We start from the raw sequence: 15,821 nt of genomic DNA, 5'->3' as shown, positions 1-15,821 counted from the left end.
CTCAGCCGGCAGCCGGCGGCTCTCCTGCCCAGGCCGCCCGCAGCAGGGCGGTGACGCCCTCCAGGGTGACCGGTCGCGGGTTGGCGTAGGGGTTGGCGACAGCCAGCTCGGCGATCCGTGGGACATCGTCCTCGGCCATGCCGAGCTCGCGCAGCGACCGGGGTGCACCCAACCGCCCGGCGAGGGTCCACAGCTCCCCGGCGGGGTCGTCGACCCCACCCAGGGCCCGGCTCAGCGCCGCGACCGCGTCCGGTGCCGCTGGCTGGTTGAACGCCAGCGCATGCGGCAGCACAACCGTGTGGGTCTGGGCGTGCGGCAGGTCCAGCGTGCCGCCCAGGGCGTGGCACAGCTTGTGGTGCAGCGACATCGTGGTCGCGGCCAGCACCCCGCCGCACAGCCAGGCCGCGTACTGGGCGTCGCTGCGGGCATCGAGGTCGGCGCCGTCGGCGACCACCCGGGGCAGCGCCCCGGCCATCGCCCGCACCCCCTCCTCGGCCATCAGCGAGATGATCGGCGTCGCGTCGGGCGCGTAGAGCCCTTCCACCGCGTGCGCCATCGCGTTCATTCCGCTGGTCACCGACATCCCCGCGGGCAGGGTGCAGGTGAGCTCGGCGTCGTAGAGCACGCTGCGCGGCAGCACCCGCTCGTCCCGCCCGGTGCGCTTCGCACCCGCCTCGGTCAGCCCCCACACCGGGGTCATCTCCGAGCCGGCGTACGTGGTCGGGACGGCGATCACCGGCAGCCCGTGCTCCAGGGCGATCGCCTTGCCCAGCCCGATCGCCGACCCCCCGCCGACGGCCACGCAACCATCGGCACCGAGCTCGGCGGCCAGGGCGCGGGCCTGGGTCGCCACCTCGATCGGCACGTGCATCCGGGCCTCCGCCAGTACGCCGGCGGCCCGGTCCCCGAGCGCCTCGGCCACCAGCTTGCCGGTGTCGGCCTGCTCGGGCGAGCACAGCACGAGCACCCGGTCGAGGCCGAGCGCGGCGACCTCCTCGGGCAGCCTCGCCAGGGCCCCGGCGCCGAACACCACCCGCATCGGCAGCGCCTGGTAGGTGAAGCCGCGGATCATGCCGGCGCCTCGGCCCGGTCCAGCACCGTGCGCAGGGCCGACTCGAGGGCGGCCTCGGCTTCGGCGTCGGGCAGCGGCCCGACGAACCGGGCGGCGACGTAGCCGTCCGGGCGGACCAGCAGCGCCCCGCCGTCGGCGATGCCGCGCACGCGCGCCCAGTCGCCGTAGAGGTCCTCGAAGCGACGCCCGGGGCCGATCACGACCGCCTCGACCTCGACGCCGAGCCGCTCCCCCACCACCGTCGCGGCCCGCTGCCAGCTGTCGCCACCGATCCCGGTGAGCACGGTGAACCGGCCGGAGCCGGCCAGGTCGAGGGTGGAGACCTGGCGGCGGTGGTCGGTGGTCACCCACGCATGCGGCAGCTTCGCACCGGGGCGCGAGGTGGCCTGCGAGTACAACTGCGGGTCGCGGGCCGGCTCCTCCGGTGCCGTCCCGTCGGGGACGACCGCGGTCGACTCGTAGCGCTGGTCCAGCTCGACCCCGTGGGCGTTGAACTCGTAGTCCTTGAACGCGATGGCCTCGCGCAGCGCGGTGCGCTGCTCCTCGGCCGCCACCGTGTCGTCCTTGCGGGCCGCCATGTGCTCGACCATCAGCTCGGGGTCCTCGGTGTCGAGCAGCCCGAGGGCGTCGAAGATGCGGGCGGTGTCGGCGATGCTCTGGTTGGCCCGGTCGACCACCTGCCTGCCGACCGGGGCGCGCTCGGCGGAGTAGGTCTCCAGCAGCCCGGGGCCGGCCTGGCCCCGCACGACCGCGGCCAGCTTCCAGGCCAGGTTGTAGGAGTCCTGGATGGAGGTGTTGGACCCCAGCCCGTTCGATGGCGGGTGCCGGTGGACGGCGTCCCCGGCGCAGAACACCCGGCCGGCGGAGTACCGCTCGGCATACACGTGGTTGACCGTCCAGGCAGAGCTGGAGCTGATCGTCACCGGGACCGAGTCGTCGCCCACCAGCTTCCGCACGATGGACAGCGCGTACTCCTCGGTCAGGTCGGGAGCCGGGCCGTTGATGTCGTAACCCCACACGATCAACCACTTGTGCCAGGGGCGGACCATCCGGACCAGCCCGGCACCGATGCCCCCCACGTCGGCACCGGGCTGCAGCACCCAGTACAGGACCGAGGGCCGGTCGGCGACCAGGTGGGACAGGTCGGCCTCGAACACGATGTTGATGCTGCCGCCCACACCCATCTGGCCCTGCAGCGGCAGCCCCAGGTGCTCGGCGACCAGGCTCCGGCCACCGTCGGCGCCGACCACGTACTTCGCCCGGATGTCGTACTCGTCGCCCCGGATGCGGTCGCGCACGTGCACCGTGACGCCGTCGTCGTCCTGGTCCAGGGACAGGTACTCGGTGTCGAAGCGGACCGTCGCCCCGCGGGACTGCGCGTTGTGCAGCAGCACCGGCTCCATCAGGTCCTGCGGCATGTCACAGATCCGGGTCGGGCTGGCCGCCGTGTAGTCGGCCAGCCGGTCGGGGCGGGTGCCCCAGGCATGCAGCCGGCCCAGCTCCTCGCCGGCGATCGAGGTGCAGTACACGAGGTTGCCCATCAGGTGCTGCGGGGTGGCCTCGGCCATCACCTCCTCCTCCACGCCCAGATCGCGGAGGACCTCCATCGTCCGCTGGTTGGTGATGTGCGCCCGCGGGGTGTCGGCCAGCCGGCCGTACTTGGTGATCACCGTGGTGCGCACCCCGTAGGTGGCCAGCGCGAGCGCGGCGGTCGAGCCGGCCGGACCGCTCCCGATGACGAGGACGTCGGTGTCGACGGTGGGCATGCGCGGGTGCCTCCACGGCGGCGTAGGAGCTTCGGCAGGCGAACGCTGCTTCGGTGTGCGGTGCAGTCAACGTCGTGCCGTGCGTCACGTCAACCACTGGCGTTCCGCGGCACGGTGCGGCGCACCCGTCGACCGTAGGACGGAACCGGCCCGCCGCACGAGATCACGTCTCCGTACCGGAGGCGCTGTGACCGTTGACACAGCAACCATCCGAGCAGTTCACTCCGCCCGCCAGCCGGATTCCCCTTCGGCTGACGAACGCTGCGAACTCGACGAGGAGATCACCGTGCGCACACCCGCCTCCCGCTTCCCGGTCCGCGGGCTGGCCGCCCTCGGCGCCGGTCTGCTCACCCTCACCGCCTGCGGTGGCGGGCTCGGCGACGACGACGGGGGTGGCGGCGGCGGTGACGACGCCACGCTGACCATCGGCTACGTGACCCCGCAGAGCGGCGCACTGGCTCCCTTCGGCGAGGCCGATGCCTTCGTCGTCGACCAGATGGCGGCCTACTTCGCCGACAATCCGCTGGAGCTGGGCGGCACCTCCTACGACGTCGAGATCGAGGTCCGGGACACCCAGTCGGACTCCGTGCGGGCCGGCGAGGTGACCGCCGAGCTGATCAACGACGTCGGCGCCGACCTGATCCTGGCCGCCTCCACGCCGGACACCGTCAACCCGGTCGCCGACCAGTGCGAGGCCAACGGGGTGCCCTGCATCACCACCGCGGCGCCCTGGCAGCCGTTCTTCTTCGGCCGCGGCGCGGAGGAGGGCGACTCCTTCGACTGGACGTACCACTTCTTCTGGGGCCTGGAGGACGTCGAGGCCGTCTACCAGGACATGTGGGGCCAGGTCGAGACCAACAAGGTCGTCGGCGCCCTGTGGCCCAACGACCCCGACGGCAACGCCTGGAGCGCGGACTTCCCGACCGCGGTGCAGCCCAACGGATACACCATCGTCGACCCGGGCCTCTACGAGAACGGCACCCAGGACTTCAGTGCGCAGATCTCGGCCTTCCAGGCCGCCGACGCCCAGATCCTGGCCGGTGTGCCCATCCCGCCGGACTTCACCACGTTCTGGCAGCAGGCCCAGCAGCAGGGCTACACCCCCCGGATCGCCACGATCGCCAAGGCGCTGCTCTTCCCCTCCGCCGTCGAGGCGATCGGAGCCTCGGCCGACGGGCTGAGCTCGGAGGTGTGGTGGAGCCCGCAGCACCCGTTCTCCTCCTCGCTGACCGGGCAGTCCGCCCAGGAGCTGGCCGACGCCTACGAGGCCGAGACCGGCCGGCAGTGGACCCAGCCGGTCGGCATCGTGCACGCACTGTTCGAGGTCGCCGTCGCGGCACTCACCGAGGCCGACAGCACCGAGGCGCAGGCCATCGCCGACGCCGTCGCCACGCTGTCGACACCGACCATCGCCGGCGACGTCGACTGGACCTCGGGCCCGGTGCCCAACGTCGCCAAGACCCCGCTGGTCGGCGGCCAGTGGCGGGCCACCGAGGGCGGCGAGCACCCCTTCGAGCTCGTCATCGTGAGCAACAGCGAAGCCCCCCAGATCCCCACCGCCGGCACGGTCGAGCCGCTGAACTGATGGCGGCACCGCTCCTGGAGGTCGCCGGGGTCGGCAAGCGGTTCGGCCGCCTGACCGTCCTCGACGACGTCTCCTTCTCCCTCGCCCCGGGTGAGGCGTTCGGGATCGTCGGTCCGAACGGGGCCGGGAAGTCCACCCTGCTCAACGTGGTCAACGGGGTGCTGCGCCCCGACGCCGGATCGGTCACTTTCGACGGCGCCGACGTCACCCGGGCCGGCGCGGCGGCCCGCTGCCGCGCCGGGATGGGGCGCAGCTACCAGATCCCCCGCCCCTTCGGCGGGATGACGGTGCTGGAGAACGCGCTGGTGGCCGCCTCCTTCGGCGGCGGCCACAGCGGCCGGGCGGCCACCGACTGCGCCTGGGGGGCGCTGGAGACCGCGGGCCTCGGGAACCAGGCCGACGTCCCGGCCGGATCGCTGCGGCTGCTGGACCGCAAGCGGCTGGAGCTGGCCCGGGCCCTGGCCACCGAGCCGCGGCTGGTGCTGCTGGACGAGATCGCCGGCGGCCTCACCGAGGCCGAGGTCCCCGCCCTGGTGGAGACGGTGCGGGGCCTGGTCGCCCAGGGCGTCGCCGTGGTGTGGATCGAGCACGTCGTGCACGCGCTGGTCGCGGTGGTGACCCGGCTGCTGTGCCTCACCTACGGCCGGGTGCTCGCCGTGGGCGACCCGCACGCCGTGCTCGCCGATCCCCAGGTGGTCGAGGTCTACCTGGGGTCGACGATCGGCGGCGACGACCCGGTGGTGGAGGCCACGTGAGCGAGCTCACGAACGAGCACAGCAGGTCCGCGAACGCGACCGACGAGCGCCAGCGAGGAGGCCACGTGAGTTCCGCGCCGCTGCTGCACGTCGACGACGTCGATGCCGGGTACGGCGACGTCCCGGCGCTGCGCGGGCTCACCGTGACCGTCGCCGAGGGCGAGACACTGGCCGTCATCGGCGCCAACGGGGCCGGCAAGTCGACGCTGCTCAAGACGATCGCCGGGGTGCTGCGGCCGACCCGGGGCGAGGTCCGGTTCGACGGCCGGGTGGTGACGGCGCTGTCGGCCCACCAGCGCGTCGGCAGCGGCATCTCGCTGTGCCCGGAAGGCCGGCGGCTGTTCCCCAGCCTGACCGTCGAGGAGAACCTCCAGGTGGGCGCCTATGCGCGGCGTCCCGGGCCGTGGGACCTACCGGCGGTCTACGAGCTGTTCCCCCTGGTCGCCGAGCGGCGGGCCCGGCCGGCGGCCAACCTGTCCGGCGGCGAGCAGCAGGCGGTCGCGATCGGCCGCTCGCTGATGGCGAACCCCCGCCTGTTGCTGCTCGACGAGGTCTCCCTCGGACTGGCGCCGGTGATCGTCCGCCAGCTGTACGCCGCCCTCCCCCGGATCACCGAGCAGGGCACCACCGTGCTCGTCGTGGAACAGGACGTGCACCAGGCGATCTCCGTCGCCGACCGGGTGCAGTGCCTGCTGGAGGGACGCACCGTCCTCGAGGGGGCCGCCGACCGGATCGACCCGGCCGAGCTCGCCGCCGCCTATTTCGGGGTGCGCCGGTGAGCCGCCCCGTCCCCGCACCCCAGGGAGCGCCGTGAACACCGTCAACGCCGTCGTGCAGGGGGTGCTGCTCGGCGGGCTGTACGCCCTGGTCGCCGCCGGGCTCTCGCTCGTGTTCGGCGTGATGCGCATCGTCAACCTCGCCCACGGCGTGCTCGCGGTGCTGGCCGCCTACGGCTCGCTGCTGCTGGGTGAACACCTGGGCTGGAACCCGTTCCTGTCGCTGCTGGTGGTGGTGCCGGCCATGGCCGCCCTCGGCTACGCGCTGCAGCGGGCCCTGCTGGACCGGGCCCTGCGCGGTGGTGAGCTCGCTCCCCTGCTGGTCACCTTCGGCCTGGCCATCGTCATCCAGAACCTCCTGCTGGAGACCTTCTCCGCCGACACCCAGCGGCTGGACGTCGGCGCGTTCGGCGGTGCCAGCATCGAGCTGACCGACGGGCTCGCCATCGGCTGGTTCCCGCTGCTCGCCGCCGCGGCCGGGGTGCTGGTCATCGCCGGGCTGGGCCAGTTCCTCGCCCGTACCCGAACCGGCCGGGCGATGCGGGCCACCAGTGACGACCAGGAGGCCGCCCAGCTGATGGGCATCGACAACCGCCGCCTCTACGCGGTGGCCACGGCGATCGCGCTGGGCACGGTGGCCATCGCCGGGGTCTTCCTCGGCAGCCGCAGCACCTTCGACCCCAGCGCGGGAGCGACCACGCTGATCTTCGCCTTCGAGGCGGTGGTCATCGGCGGTCTCGGCTCGCTGTGGGGCACCCTCCTCGGCGGCGTGGTGCTCGGGGTGGCCCAGGGGCTCGGCGCGGCCATCGACCCGGCGTACGGCGTCCTCGCCGGGCACCTCGTCTTCCTCGCCGTCCTCGCGGTCCGCCCGCGCGGCCTGCTGCCCTCGGCGGTGACCGCGTGACCGGCGTCCAGCCGGCCGCCGGGGCCACCCGCCCCGCGGGGACGACGCCGCCGAAGGTCCGTCGCGGCGGGCGGTCCGCCCGGATCGGGGCGGTCGCGATGGTCGCCGTCGTCGCGGTGCTGGTCTACCTCCCCTTCATGTCCTCCCGGGGCACCCAGATCGACCTCGTCGGCCTGTTCTCCCTGGTGGTGCTGGGCACCATGTGGAACCTGCTGGCCGGCTACGGCGGGATGATCTCGATCGGCCAGCAGGCTTTCATCGGCATCGGTGGGTACGGGCTGGTGTACCTCGCCACCAACCTGGGCCTCGATCCGTTCCTGGCGGTGCCGGTCGCCGCCGTCGTCTGCGGCCTGGTCGCCTGGCCGACGTCCTACCTGGCCTTCCGGCTGACCGGTGGCTACTTCGCGATCGGCACCTGGGTCATCGCCGAAGTGGTCCGGTTGCTGGTCACCCAGGTCGACGCGGTGGGCGCCGGGTCCGGCGCCTCGCTCACTGCGTTCTCCGGCCTGGACCCGGTGTTCCGGATCGCCTACGTCTACTGGATGTCGCTGACCATCGCCGTCGTGGTGGTGCTGGGCGTCTACCTGCTGATGCGCTCCCGCACCGGGCTGGCCCTGACCGCCATCCGCGACGACCCCACCGCGGCCGCCTCCTCCGGCGTGGCGGTCGACCGGGCCAAGCGACTGGTCTACGTGGTGGCCGCCGCCGGGTGCGGGCTGGCCGGCGCGATGATCGTGGCCAACACCCTGCGGGTGCAGCCGGGGTCGATCTTCAGCGTCGACTACTCGGCGATGATGATCTTCATCGTGGTGATCGGCGGGATCGGCACCATCGAGGGGCCCCTCGTGGGGGCCATCGTGTTCTATCTGCTGCAGGACACCCTGGCCGAGCTGGGCAACTGGTACCTGGTCGTCGTCGGGGTCGTCGCCGTGGTGATCACGCTGGTCGCGCCGAAGGGCCTCTGGGGCCTCACCCGAGGTCGGGTCGAACTGTTCCCGGTGGGGTACCGGGTGGGCCCGCGCGGCTGACCGACCGGCCACCGCCGACGGTCAGCCGCGGCGGCGGAGGTCCTCGTCGATGTCCGCGGCGGCCTCGAGCAGCGCCGGCAGCAGCCGATCGCGGAGCTCACCGGGCCGCACCCGGGTGGTGTGCGTGGAGACGGTGACCGCGGCGACGACCCGACCGGAGGCGTCGTGCACCGGGGCAGCGACGCACTGGATGCCCGCCTCCAGTTCCTGCTCCATCAGGCACCAGCCCTGCTCGCGCACCTCGGTGACCAGATCACGGAGGGCGGTCACCGAGGAGACGGTGTGCGGGGTGATCGGCCGCAGGTCGGCCCGGGCGAGGGTCGCCTCCAGGGCGTCGGCATCCAGCGCGGCCAGCAGCACCCGGCCCATGGAGGAGGCGAAGGCGGGGATACGGGTGCCCACCTCGACGTTCATCGACATGATCCGGCGGTAGGGCACCCGGACGACGTAGAGCACGTCGTCGCCCTCCAGGACGCCCGCGGACGACGTCTCGCGCACGTCACCGGCCAGCCGGGTCAGCCGCTCGCGGACGACGTCCCAGACCGTGGTGGTGGCCAGGTATGCCTGCCCGAGCTCCAGCAGGCGGGGCCGCAGCCACCAGACCAGCCCGTCGGTGCGCACGTAGTCCAGTGCCTGCAGCGTGTGCAGCAGCCGGCGGGCGGTCGCGGGGGCCAACCCGACCGCGCGGGCGACCTCGGACAGGCTGCGGCGCGGGTGCTGGGCGTCGAAGGCGCGGACCACCGCCAGCCCCCGGTCGAGCGCGCGGACGTACTCGGTGGCCGGGGCATCGGACCCGGGCCCGGGCAGCACCGACCGGGTGCCCTCGTCCCACCGGCCGGCGGCTTCGGCGACGCTCATCGGGTCCTCCACGGGGCGGTGATCTGCTGCTGCAACGGGTTCGCCAGGCGAACGCTAGTGGACCGGCGCCCTCCTGGCGAGCGGTCTTCCGTCCCGGCTCCGTCCGTACTCCGGCGGGGCCCGGCTCAACACCGCCGGTCCGCTGCCGAAGTCCTTCCCGGACGCGGTTGCGCAGCAACCGGACGGGGAGCAGCGCGGCGGCCCGGCAGGGCGCCCCGCAGGGTTCTTGGCGAGATGGAGATGGCGATGCGGCGGCGCAACAGCAACCCGGTGAAGGCGGCCCCGGTGGAGATGCCCCGCGACGTCGAGGCGCTGGAGACCGTGATCGCCGTCCTCGACCGCGGCGTCGCCGACGAGGTGGACGCCTACCGGAAGAGCACCGAGTCGCTGGTCGGCTCGCTGGGGCTGGCCTACGGCGCGGTCTGGTTGCCCGACGCGAACGGTGCGTTCCGTCTCCGGGGCGAGTACGGCGATCTCGTTCCGGGGATGGCGACCTCCCCCGGCGGCCGGGTGGACCGGCTGACGGCGACCGACGGGTACGGCGGCCAGGCGATCCGGACGAAGGAGGCGGTCCTGACCGACTCCACCAGCGACCCGGGCGTCTGCCTGCGCTGGCAGGGCGCCCTGTCGGCAGGTGCGCGGCGTGGGTGCGTCCTCCCCGTCGTCGAGGGCCACCGGGTCGTGGCGCTCACCGAGTACTACAGCCGCGACGAGCTGCCCTTCTTCGGCGGCCGGGAGGAGAAGTGGAACTCGCTGGGGCGGCTGCTCGCGCACGCGCGCCGGGCGGCGCTGGCCACTGCCCAGCTGAGCCAGAGCCTCAACGACCGGCTGGCCGTGACCAGTGTCGTCGCGGAGATGGGCGCCGCCCGGGACCAGCAGGCGGCGCTGAGGATCGCGCTGGACACGGTGCGCGAGTCGTTCGGCTGGGCCTACGGCTCCTACTGGGCGCTGGACCCGGTGGCCAACGTGCTGCGTTTCCAGCAGGAGTCCGGTTCGGCGGGCGAGGAGTTCCGCAAGGTCACGCTGAACGCCAGCTTCTCCGAGGGCGTGGGGCTGTCCGGCCGCACCTGGCGGTCCCGCGACCTGTACTTCGTCCGGGACATCGGCGAGATGACCGACTGCGTGCGGGCTCCGGCCGCGCAGCGCGCCGGCGTCCGGTCCGGCGTCTGCTTCCCGCTGATCGTCGGCGGCCGGGTGGTCGGCACGATGGACTTCTTCGTCACCGAGACCATCGACCTGTCGGAGTCCCGCGCCTCGGCGCTGCGCAACGTGCAGCAGCTGGTCTCCCAGCGGCTGGACGTGCTGCGCCGCTCGGAGGAGGACTCGGCCAACGCCCTGGCGCTGCTGGACACCGTCGAGCGGCTGCGCGAGGCCGCCGGGGACGCCGGCCGGGTGGCGGAGCACGCGGTCGGCCAGGCGTCGACGATGACCGCCGAGGTGGAGGCGCTCGGCCAGGCGTCGGCCGCCGTCGGCGAGGTCATCAGGATCATCTCCGGGATCGCCGACCAGACGAACCTGCTGGCGCTGAACGCCACCATCGAGGCCGCCCGCGCCGGCGAGCTGGGCAAGGGCTTCGCCGTCGTCGCCAGCGAGGTGAAGGACCTGGCGCGGGAGACCGCCAACGCCACCCAGCGGGTCTCCGAGCAGATCGCCGGCATCCAGGCCAGCAGCCGGTCGGTGGCCGAGGGCATCCACGCCACCAGCGAGATCATCGGCGAGCTCGACACCGTGCAGGCCCGGATCGGTGCGGCGCTGGAGGAGCAGGCGACGATGGCGACCGCCTTCGAGCGACGCGACTAGGAAGTTGGCAGGATCCCGTAGCGGGCCGGGGAGCCGGAACCGTCAGCTGGGTCACCCCGGGCCGAGGTTCGTGGTCCTGCCCCGCTGGGCATGATCGTCACCATGCGACTGCCCAAGCCACGGGGGCCCCTGAGCGCGGCACTGCGTGCCGACCTGCGCGCCGGCCGGTCCCTGACCACCCGGACGCGGTCGGCCGCGGAGACGCTGGCCGCACAGACCACCGACCCGCTCGCTGACGAGGACCTCCAGCTCGCTCTGGCGATCTGCTACGAGCTGCATTACCACGGCTTCGACGGCGTCGACGACGGGTGGGAGTGGGACCCGGGGCTGCTCGGTGTGCGGGCGCTGCTGGAGGAGCGGCACACCGCGGCCCTGCACGACCTGGTGGGCGACGTCGAGGTCACCGACGCCCCGGTCGACCAGCAGCTCACGGCGGCGATCGCCGCCGACGACGGGCCCTCGCTGTCGGGGTACCTGGCCAGGCGCGGCACGCTCGAGCAGTGGCGCGAGTACCTCACTCTCCGCTCCGTCTACCACCTCAAGGAGGGCGACCCGCACACCTGGGCCATCCCCCGGATCTCGGGGCGGGCCAAGGCCGCGATGGTCGAAATCCAGGCCGACGAGTACGGCGGCGGGTCGGCCGAGCGCATGCACAGCCGGCTGTTCGCCGGGCTGCTGCGCGATCTGGGCCTGGACGACGGGTACGGCGCCCTCTGGGACGACGCCCCGGCGGTCACCTTCGCCTCGGTGAACACCATGTCGTTGTTCGGTCTGCACCGGCGTTGGCGGGCGGCCTGCCTCGGGCACCTGACGGCGGTGGAGATGACCTCGTCCGAGCCCAGCCGTCGGTACTCCCTGGGCCTGCGCCGGCTGGGGTTCTCCCCCGGCACCTCGGTCTTCTACGACGAGCACGTCGAGGCCGACGCGGTGCACGAGCAGATCGCCTCGGTCGACATGTGCGGCTCGCTGGTCGCCGATGACCCCTCGCTCACCGCTGACGTGCTGTTCGGCGCCCGCTGCGCGCTGGCCGTCGACGGGCTGACCGCCGTGCACCTGCTGGGCGCCTGGGAGGCCGGCCGGTCGGGCCTGCGCCGGGACGAGCCGCTGGCCGCCTAGCGGCCCCCTGCAGGGTCCCGCTCGCGAGCTCGCGAGCGGTGGGGGGCAGTGGGTCCTTCTTCAGCTGTCGCGGTCGATCCGGGCGGCCGGCCGCGGCCGCGCGGGGGCGCTCTCCGCGGTGAAGCCGGTCAGCTTGTGGGTGCCGTCGCAGAACGGCTTGATACCCGACTTCCCGCACCGGCACAGCGCCACCGTGCGACGGCCCGGGTCGATCTCGTTGCCGTCGGTGTCGACCAGCCGGAACTCGCCCCGCACCAGCAGCGGGCCGTCACGGTAGGGCGTGATCGTGGTGCGTCCGCCCGCAGGGGCGGCGGGCAGGCCGGCGGCGACCTCGTCGGTCAGCTCGCCGGTCAGCTCGTCGGTCGGGTCGTCGGTCGGGTCGGGCACGGGCGGGGTGGGCACGAGGCCATGGTCCCCGGTCACGAGCCGGCCGGCCGCCGCGCCCGCTCGACCGCGGCGGCGGCAACCGGCTGCCCGTCGGCCAGCAGCCCCCGCACCACCCCGTCGACGTCGGCCGCCGAACGGTTCTGCGACAGCTTCCACTTCGCCTCGACCCGGGAGATGCGCACCTCCACCCCCACGATGGCCCGCAGCTGGCCGGTCACGAAGTGGTCCGGGGCGTCGTCGACCGACCACGGCTCGGCGCGGGCGACCTCGTGGACGTCGGTGAGCCGCCGCACGTGGGCGCTCAGCCAGGCGGCGTCCTCGTGCCGGACCAGCGCGCCGTGGACGTGGGCGACCACGTAGTCCCAGGTCGGCACCACCCGTCCGTGCTCGGCCTTGCCGGCGTACCAGGACGGCGACACGTAGGCGTCCGGGCCCCGGACGATGACCAGCACCTCGCCGACGGTGTCCCGCCACTGGGTGTTCGTGCGCGCCAGGTGCCCGCAGAGGGTGCCGGCGTCGGGGTCGTGCAGCATCGGCAGGGTCGTGGCCACCAGGCCGCCGGCGGTGGCGCTCACCAGGTCGACCGCCCCGGGGGCGGCCATCAGCTGGGCCAGGGCGTCGTCGGGCGCGGCGAAGTGCTCGGGTACGTACACCGGTCAGCTCTCCTCGGGTCGGTCGTAGAAGACGTGGTCGACCACCGCGTGGGCGTGCCGGGTCACCCGCCGGTAGTCGTCGAGGAACTGGCCGGGGTCGACGTCCGCGTCGTACCCGCAGGCCCGGGCCACGCCGCTGAGCTCCAGGCCCTGCCGGGGCAGCTGGTCCCCGGGGCGCCCGCGGACCAGGAACACGGCGTTGCGCGCCCGGCTGGCGAGCTCCCAGGCCGTCTGCAGGGCGGCGGCCTGCCCGATGTCCAGCAGACCGGCGTCCGTGAGCGCGCCCAGCGCCTGGATGGTGGGAGTCACCCGCAGGCCGGGGTGGCGGTGGGCGTGCTGGAGCTGGAGCAGCTGCACCGTCCACTCCACGTCGGCCAGGCCACCGCGGCCCAGCTTGGTGTGGGTCGCCGGATCCGCGCCGCGTGGGAGCCGCTCGCTATCCACCCGGGCCTTGATCCGGCGGATCTCGGCGACCTGCTCGGGCGTCAGCCCGTCGGCCGGGTAGCGCAACGGGTCGATCAGGTCGACGAAGGCCCGGCCCAGCTCCTCGTCGCCGGCCACCGGCTCGGCCCGCAGCAGGGCCTGCACCTCCCAGGTGGAGACCCACCGTTCGTAGTACTCGCCGAAGGCGGTCAGGCTCCGGGACATCGCACCCTGCCGGCCCTCGGGCCGCAGGTTGGCGTCCACCTCGAAGGCGGGGTCGGGGGCCGGCTCGGCCAGCAGGCGGCGCAGGGCGTGCACGATGGAGTTGGCCGCGGCGGCCGCCTTGCCCTCTTCGGCCCCCGCCCGCGCGCGGTGCACGAACAGGACGTCGGCGTCCGAGCCGTAGCCCATCTCCGCGCCGCCGAGCCGGCCCATGCCGATGACCGCCAGGTCGACCGGCACCTCGTCGGCGGGCACGCCGGCCTCCGCGGCCCAGCTGCGCACCGCGGCGTCCAGCCCGGCCCGCAGGGTGGCGACGGCGACGGCGTGCAGCGCCCGCCCGACCTGCCGGACGTCCAGCCGGCCGAGCAGGTCAGCGCACGCGATCCGGAGCAGCTCGGTGCGGCGCAACGAGCGCAGCACCCGCACCCCCGCCGCCGGGTCACCGGCGCGGGCTACCGCCTGCCGCCACGCCGATGCCAGCGCGTTCCCGCTGCGCGGCTCCAGCTGGGCGTCGTCGGCGAGGATGCGCAGCGCCTCCGGGGTGCGGGTCAGCAGGCCGGCGACGTACTGGCTGGACCCCAGCAGCACGGCCAGCCGCTCCGCGACCTGCCCCTCGTCACGCAGCAGCCGGAGGAACCACTGGTCACTGCCCAGCGCCTCGCTCACCCGCCGGTAGGCCAGCAGCCCGGCGTCGGGGTCCGCGCAGGAGGCGAAGGTCTGCAGCAGCACCGGCAGCAGGTAGCGCTGCATCTTCGCCGAGCGGGACAGCCCGCCGGTCAGCGCGGTCAGGTGCCGGAGCGCGCTGTCGGCGTCCAGGAAGCCCAGGGCCCGCAGCCATTCGCCGGCGGCCTGCGAACCCAGGTAGAGCTGCTCCCCCGGCGCCCGGGCCACCGCGGAGAGCAGCGGCCGGTAGAAGAGCTTCTCGTGCAGGCGGCGCACCTCGCGGGTGTGCAGCGCCAGCTCGGCCCGCAGCACCGCGACCGCGTCACCGCGCTGGTCGGGCTTGTAGCCCAGTGACCGGGCCAGCCAGCGCAGCTGGTCGGCGTCGGTGGGCAGCAGGTGCGTGCGCCGCATCCGCAGCAGCTGCAGCCGGTGCTCGACGGTGCGCAGGAACCGGTAGGAGGCCACCAGCGTCGCGACGTCGTCCCGGCCGACGTAGCCACCGGAGCCGAGCACGGTCAGCGCCGGCACCGTGCCGCCGACCCGCAGCGAGACGTCGACCCGACCGTGCACCAGCTGCAGCAGCTGCACGCTGAACTCGACGTCGCGCAGCCCACCACGGCCCAGCTTCAGCTCCCGGCCGGCCTGGGCCGGCGGAACGTGCTGCTCGACCCGGCGGCGCATGGCCTGGATGTCGGCGACGAAGCCGGGGCGCTCGCCCGCCTGCCACACCAGCGGCCAGACCGCGTCGACGTACTCGCGGCCCAGGGCCGGGTCGCCGGCCACCGGCCGCATCTTCAGCAATGCCTGAAACTCCCAGGTGCTGGCCCACTGCTCGTAGTAGGCGCGGTGGCCGGCGGTGGTGCGCACCAGGCTGCCCGCCTTGCCCTCCGGACGCAGCGCGGCGTCGACCTCCCACGCGGCCTCCCCGCAGATCCGCATCAGCGCCCCCGCGACCCGGGTTGCGACGGTCAGCGCCGCCGCGTCGTCGTCGCCCGGCTCGACCGGTTCGGCGACGAAGACCACGTCGACGTCGCTGACGTAGTTCAGCTCCCGACCGCCGCACTTGCCCAGCCCGATGACGGCCAGCCGGCAGGGCGCGGCGTCGGCGGGCTGCTCGGCGACGGCGATGGCCAGCCCGGCGGTCAGCACGGCGCCGGCGATGTCGGCCAGCTCGCCGGCCACGTCATCGGCCTGCAGCCCGTCCCCGAGGTCGCGCCCGGCCAGCGAGAGCACCGCGCGCAGGTAGGCCAGCCGCAGCGCCCGCACCCGGGCCGGCGAGGCGTCCGGCGTGGGACGGCCCAGCCGGACGCCCCACGGTGGGTCGTCGGGGTCGGCGCCGACGGCGACCAGCATCGTTCGTTCCAGGGCCTGCGGGGTGGGTCGGGCCGCCCCGCGCCCGTCGCCGTCCAGCACCGTCCAGTCGCCGGGGTGGACGGCCAGGTGGTCGGCCAGCCCCGAGCTGGCACCCAGGACCGCGAGCAGCCGGGCGCGCAGCGGCGCCGAGCCGCGCAGCCGGGCCAGCAGCTGGGCGGCCGAGCCGCCGGCCGGGTCGGCGGCGTCGAGAGCCTCCACCAGCCGGCGGAGGGAGAATACGGCGAGGTCGGGGTCGCCGGCCCGGGCCAGCGCGGAGACCACCGGCGCGGCCTCCGGGTCGGCCGGCTCGTTGCGCTCGAGGTCCCAGAGGCCGAGGGCGGGGGACGACAGCAGCCGGGCGGCGCGGGCCCCGTCGTCGAACCCGAAGCGGGCCAGCCGGACGACCGCGCGCCGGGGGACGTCGTCCTCGGTGCCCGGACCGGCGGGGGCGATCGCCACG

The 15,821-nt window shown here is 74.1% G+C and carries 13 protein-coding genes; 7 read left to right on the top strand and 6 right to left on the bottom strand.

What is annotated here, in order from left to right; all coding sequences use genetic code 11:
- Window position 1: 1 nt before the first annotated feature.
- Window positions 2-1,072, bottom strand: a complete 1,071-nt coding sequence (locus ACYVG5_RS07855) for a maleylacetate reductase (protein WP_222044642.1) — start codon at window positions 1,070-1,072, stop codon at window positions 2-4.
- Window positions 1,069-2,838 (bottom strand): FAD-dependent oxidoreductase, encoded by a 1,770-nt coding sequence (locus tag ACYVG5_RS07850; RefSeq protein WP_222044639.1) that lies wholly within the window; start codon window positions 2,836-2,838, stop codon window positions 1,069-1,071. Before ACYVG5_RS07850 ends, ACYVG5_RS07855 begins: the two co-directional genes overlap by 4 nt.
- A 286-nt stretch (window positions 2,839-3,124) precedes the next feature.
- On the opposite strand from ACYVG5_RS07850, the gene ACYVG5_RS07845 reads away from it, so the two are divergent.
- From ACYVG5_RS07845 to ACYVG5_RS07825, 5 genes are all read left to right on the top strand, one after another.
- Window positions 3,125-4,423, top strand: coding sequence for an ABC transporter substrate-binding protein (locus ACYVG5_RS07845; protein ID WP_222044636.1), 1,299 nt, complete (start codon window positions 3,125-3,127; stop codon window positions 4,421-4,423).
- Window positions 4,423-5,178 carry an ABC transporter ATP-binding protein gene (locus ACYVG5_RS07840; RefSeq protein WP_222044634.1) on the top strand — a complete coding sequence of 252 codons (756 nt, stop codon included), beginning with the start codon at window positions 4,423-4,425 and terminating at the stop codon, window positions 5,176-5,178. Before ACYVG5_RS07845 ends, ACYVG5_RS07840 begins: the two co-directional genes overlap by 1 nt.
- Window positions 5,179-5,243: 65 nt before the next feature.
- Window positions 5,244-5,957 carry an ABC transporter ATP-binding protein gene (locus tag ACYVG5_RS07835; RefSeq protein WP_460683079.1) on the top strand — a complete coding sequence of 238 codons (714 nt, stop codon included), beginning with the start codon at window positions 5,244-5,246 and terminating at the stop codon, window positions 5,955-5,957.
- Between the two features lie 31 nt (window positions 5,958-5,988).
- On the top strand, window positions 5,989-6,858 hold the full coding sequence (locus ACYVG5_RS07830; protein WP_222044630.1) for a branched-chain amino acid ABC transporter permease: 870 nt from the start codon (window positions 5,989-5,991) through the stop codon (window positions 6,856-6,858).
- A complete protein-coding gene (locus ACYVG5_RS07825; RefSeq protein WP_222044628.1) occupies window positions 6,855-7,886 on the top strand; it encodes a branched-chain amino acid ABC transporter permease in 1,032 nt (343 codons plus the stop codon). Before ACYVG5_RS07830 ends, ACYVG5_RS07825 begins: the two co-directional genes overlap by 4 nt.
- 21 nt (window positions 7,887-7,907) lie before the next feature.
- Here ACYVG5_RS07825 and ACYVG5_RS07820 read toward each other — a convergent pair whose 3' ends face one another.
- Window positions 7,908-8,744, bottom strand: coding sequence for an IclR family transcriptional regulator domain-containing protein (locus ACYVG5_RS07820; protein ID WP_222044626.1), 837 nt, complete (start codon window positions 8,742-8,744; stop codon window positions 7,908-7,910).
- A 246-nt stretch (window positions 8,745-8,990) separates the two neighbouring features.
- Between ACYVG5_RS07820 and ACYVG5_RS07815 the strand changes: the two genes are divergently transcribed.
- Window positions 8,991-10,544 (top strand): methyl-accepting chemotaxis protein, encoded by a 1,554-nt coding sequence (locus tag ACYVG5_RS07815; protein WP_222044624.1) that lies wholly within the window; start codon window positions 8,991-8,993, stop codon window positions 10,542-10,544.
- A 102-nt stretch (window positions 10,545-10,646) separates the two neighbouring features.
- Window positions 10,647-11,660: an iron-containing redox enzyme family protein gene (locus ACYVG5_RS07810; protein WP_222045354.1), complete on the top strand. Its 1,014-nt coding sequence runs from the start codon at window positions 10,647-10,649 to the stop codon at window positions 11,658-11,660.
- Between the two features lie 60 nt (window positions 11,661-11,720).
- Here ACYVG5_RS07810 and ACYVG5_RS07805 read toward each other — a convergent pair whose 3' ends face one another.
- The 3 genes from ACYVG5_RS07805 to ACYVG5_RS07795 are packed head-to-tail and all read right to left on the bottom strand — an operon-like array spanning window position 11,721 to window position 15,820.
- Window positions 11,721-12,062, bottom strand: coding sequence for a CDGSH iron-sulfur domain-containing protein (locus tag ACYVG5_RS07805; RefSeq protein WP_460683078.1), 342 nt, complete (start codon window positions 12,060-12,062; stop codon window positions 11,721-11,723).
- Between the two features lie 17 nt (window positions 12,063-12,079).
- Window positions 12,080-12,700 (bottom strand): FMN-binding negative transcriptional regulator, encoded by a 621-nt coding sequence (locus ACYVG5_RS07800; protein ID WP_222044622.1) that lies wholly within the window; start codon window positions 12,698-12,700, stop codon window positions 12,080-12,082.
- A 3-nt stretch (window positions 12,701-12,703) separates the two neighbouring features.
- Window positions 12,704-15,820, bottom strand: a complete 3,117-nt coding sequence (locus ACYVG5_RS07795; protein WP_222044620.1) for a bifunctional [glutamine synthetase] adenylyltransferase/[glutamine synthetase]-adenylyl-L-tyrosine phosphorylase — start codon at window positions 15,818-15,820, stop codon at window positions 12,704-12,706.
- Between the last annotated feature and the right edge of the window lies 1 nt (window position 15,821).

Source organism: Modestobacter lapidis (genome assembly GCF_054780755.1).
The sequence above is the reverse complement of the archived record's forward strand: the minus strand, read 5'-3'. Positions and strand labels throughout refer to the sequence as shown.